Origin of the sequence: Paraburkholderia guartelaensis, assembly GCF_004353905.1 — a bacterium.
In the GTDB taxonomy this organism is placed as follows: domain Bacteria; phylum Pseudomonadota; class Gammaproteobacteria; order Burkholderiales; family Burkholderiaceae; genus Paraburkholderia; species Paraburkholderia guartelaensis.
The window spans coordinates 1-3,418 of the sequence record NZ_SMOD01000117.1 but is presented as its reverse complement, the minus strand read 5'-3'; the positions used below and the strand labels follow the sequence as shown (position 1 = coordinate 3,418).

Genomic DNA, 3,418 nt, shown 5'->3' with positions numbered 1-3,418 from the left:
GGCACTATGTACCCTTCCGGATTATGTCGGGTGGCGTGATTGAACTCCAACAATTGACAGGAGATTGCGGGCCGTCAAAGAGATGTGCTCAAGCGATCACCCGATATAATTCCGTAGCCTAAAGACTGTTCAGGAAGTCGAGGAGCTCGTCCGTTGGCTTGAAGCGGCCTGGCTTACCGCGTCGCGGAGTTGCCTTCTCAAGGGCCTGTTCCTTCATCGCAAGGGTCGCTTCGACATAGATTTCCGTGGTTTCCACCGATTCATGCCCGAGCCACAGCGCGATGACCGAGCGACGAACGCCTGATTGCAGAAGGTCCATGGCCATGGTGTGTCTTAAACAGTGGACAGTGACCCGCTTCTGCTTCAATGACGGGCAAACTTCACACGCGACCTTGCGGTGCTTGTTTAGCAGGTACTGCACACCATGAACGCTGAGGCGTTCGCCCCGTTCGCTGGGAAACAGTACTGTGCCATCACCACGTTGTGGTTCTCGCAGCCACGCTTTCAGTACGGCGCGTGTGGATCTCGCGATTGGTGTACAGCGTTCTTTCCGCCCCTTTCCGATCACTCTCACATGTGCGCCGGTGCCAAGCACCACGTCCTCGCGAGTGAGTCCTGTCATCTCGGACAGGCGCAGACCGGTCTGGACTGCGACCAACAGAAAGGCGTGGTCGCGCCGGCCAGACCACGTGCCCTGATCAGGCGCAGCAAGTAAGGCATCGACTTCTGGAGGCGTCAGGAAGTGGATCAGCTTACGGGTGAAGCGCTTGCTGGGGATGGCAAGCACCCTCTGGATCTGGGCGGAATGGGCCGGTGCTTCGAGAGCGGCGTAGCGAAAGAAGGAATGAATCGCCGCAAGGCGCAGATTTCTGGTGCGAACGCTAACGCCCCGGTTCTTCTCGATCTCGTCCAGGAACGCGATGATCAGGGGAGCGTCGATGTCTTCGAGGTTTAGCTGCGACGGAGACTTATGCAGGCGCCGCAGCACGAACTTAAGGAATTGACGATAGGTATCGCGATAGGCACCGATTGTATGAGGGCTCGCCTGACGCTCTTCCATCAGGCGCTGCGTGAAGAAGCGCTCCAGTAGCGGAGCAAAGGTGGCGGCATCATTCATGGCCGATCCCCCCAGAGTTGTTCGAGCCGGCGCATCGCCTCGCGCATCAGTTCAGGCGAACCGTTCAGATACCACTGCGTATCCTTGACGTGAGCATGGCCGAGGTAGGCTGACAGGATTGGCAGAAGGCGCTCCGGGTCATCTCCGGACTTGTACCAGCGTACAAGTGTATTCGTCGCGAACACGTGCCTCATGTCGTGCAGACGCGGCCCGTGACTGTCTGATTCACCGCGCAAGCCGATCTGCCGCGACAATGAATAGAAAGTGCGATGAATCGTACCGGCATCCATCCGGTTACCCCAGCTGGAAACAAAGAGATAGGGAGATACCGGTCGACCCGCCCAGTGATGATCACGCCGCGTGATGTAGGCCGCGAGCACCTTGCATGTTGAGGCATGCAAAGGAATGAGTCTCGTCTTCCCGAGCTTCGCGCCGCGGATCGTCAATATCGCCTCCGTCAAATTCACGTCCTTGAGCTCGAGATTGCGCGCTTCACCCAGGCGCATGCCCGTGACGCTCAACAGCCCGAACAGGCAATGATAGGTCCATGGCAGCAGTGCAGCCCGTTCATCGTGGTATGGCATCTGCAGCGCCGCCTGTAGCAGGCTACGGATCTCATCGGCCGAGTATAGGTATGGTCGGGCCCGCTTCGCTCGAAATGGCAACAAGCCGGGTGCTGGTATTTCCGTGCGGGGATCCGTAGCACTTCGATATCGCGCGAACCCGCGCAACCAGGTCATTCGTTGCGCCCATCGGTCGGGCTGGACATTTGCGGGTTGCCGAGCCCAGGCGAGCGCCAACGCCTGCGTAACGTAGGAAGCACGATGCTGTTCCATGAACGCGACGAAATTGGGTAGCGCTGTGCTCTCCTCCCTCAATTTGAATCCCAGGCTGCGCCTCAGGTCGAGGTAATCCTGAACAGCCTGCCGAAGCGTGTTCATCGTACACCTCCGGGCCAAGGCAACGCGAGCGCGCGCAATGCCTTGATGTCGACCCGAGTGTAAATCAACGTGCTCTGTGGGTGACGATGACCCAGCACCTCGCCAATCTCGGTGAGCGAGGCTCCATGGTTCAGCATCTGGGTAGCTAGTCCGTGGCGGAACTGATGAGCACCCGTTGTGGGCGCGTCAATGCCGGCACGCTGAAGTGCACGACGAACGACGCAGCCGAGGCTACTCGGCCCACGAAAGCCGGTGATGCGCGCGCGTGCACGTAAAAATACGCGGCGACTGGCGCTCTTCGGCCGCCCGTGTTGTAAGTAGGCGGCGATGGCTTCACCGACGTCCACAGGTAAGGGTAGCTCGATGCGTTGTCCACCCTTGGTGCGAGCGCTCAGTTGACCTGCGTCCCAGTCGATATCATCGAGTTCGAGGAAAACTACCTCACTGGACCGCAACCCCAGACGCGCGAGCAATAGCAAGATCGCGTAGTCGCGACGACCGACTGAAGTCCGTCGATCGATGCTAGCCAGCAACTTCCGCGTCTGGTCTGCTGAGATTCCCCGGGGAATTGACGGCATCGACCAGTTCGCGACCACGGGAACGGCGGCAGCAAGGTCAAGCGTAATGTCGCCGCGATAGCGCAAATAGCGCAGGAAGGATCGCAGGGCGGTGGTCATAAGCTTCGCCTGTTTCAAATGCAGGCGTGGCGCCTGAACCTGCACAAAGTGCGCGACATCGGCCGCACGTAGTTTCGATAGCGTGACCTTCCCATCCCCGAAACGATGTTTGAGAAACTCGCGAACGAACGGCACGTAGTGAATGATCGTGGCTCTGGCGAGAGCTTGAATATCGCGCAAGTACACTTCGTACTCCTGTACACGTCGCTCAACCGCCGAAACACGAATTGTTGCCATCTGCTCAGGAGGAATCACGCCTTCGCCGCGAAGAAAATCAATAAGCTGTCTGAGCGCCCACCGATCATCGTTGCGAGGCCGGAAATGCCGGGCACGATAGCGCAAGTATCGTGTTGCGTGATCGAAGCAGATATCCCGTACTCCGACACCACTCTGTTTAAGCCATCGACTGAAACATGCGGCGATCCGGACCTTCCGCTTCAGGGACCATACGTTGTAACCCTGCGCGCAGATGGCGTTGGCAAAGGATGATAAATGGGCTGCCAGTGGACCTTCAGGTTCTTGCGAGAGAACGACCTGCTCATGAATGGTGTACTTCACGACGAACTCCTTCCCTACGTGGGTGGAGCAGCCAAGATTATCTCTATCCGTCGTTGTCTACTTGCCCAGAAAAATGGGCCATTAGTAGGCTACAAGACATAATCCGGAAGGGTACATAGTGCCGC

3 protein-coding genes are annotated in these 3,418 nt (G+C 58.1%); all 3 read right to left on the bottom strand.

Annotated elements, in window-relative coordinates; all coding sequences use genetic code 11:
• Positions 1-118: 118 nt before the first annotated feature.
• The 3 genes from E1N52_RS43180 to E1N52_RS43170 are packed head-to-tail and all read right to left on the bottom strand — an operon-like array spanning position 119 to position 3,293.
• The gene (locus E1N52_RS43180; RefSeq protein WP_133191181.1) at positions 119-1,117 is read right to left on the bottom strand and encodes a site-specific integrase; all 999 of its coding nucleotides are present in this window, start codon (positions 1,115-1,117) and stop codon (positions 119-121) included.
• The gene (locus E1N52_RS43175; RefSeq protein ID WP_133191179.1) at positions 1,114-2,058 is read right to left on the bottom strand and encodes a tyrosine-type recombinase/integrase; all 945 of its coding nucleotides are present in this window, start codon (positions 2,056-2,058) and stop codon (positions 1,114-1,116) included. Before E1N52_RS43175 ends, E1N52_RS43180 begins: the two co-directional genes overlap by 4 nt.
• Positions 2,055-3,293, bottom strand: a complete 1,239-nt coding sequence (locus E1N52_RS43170; RefSeq protein WP_133191177.1) for a site-specific integrase — start codon at positions 3,291-3,293, stop codon at positions 2,055-2,057. The genes E1N52_RS43175 and E1N52_RS43170 overlap by 4 nt, the downstream gene beginning before the upstream one ends.
• Positions 3,294-3,418 lie beyond the last annotated feature (125 nt).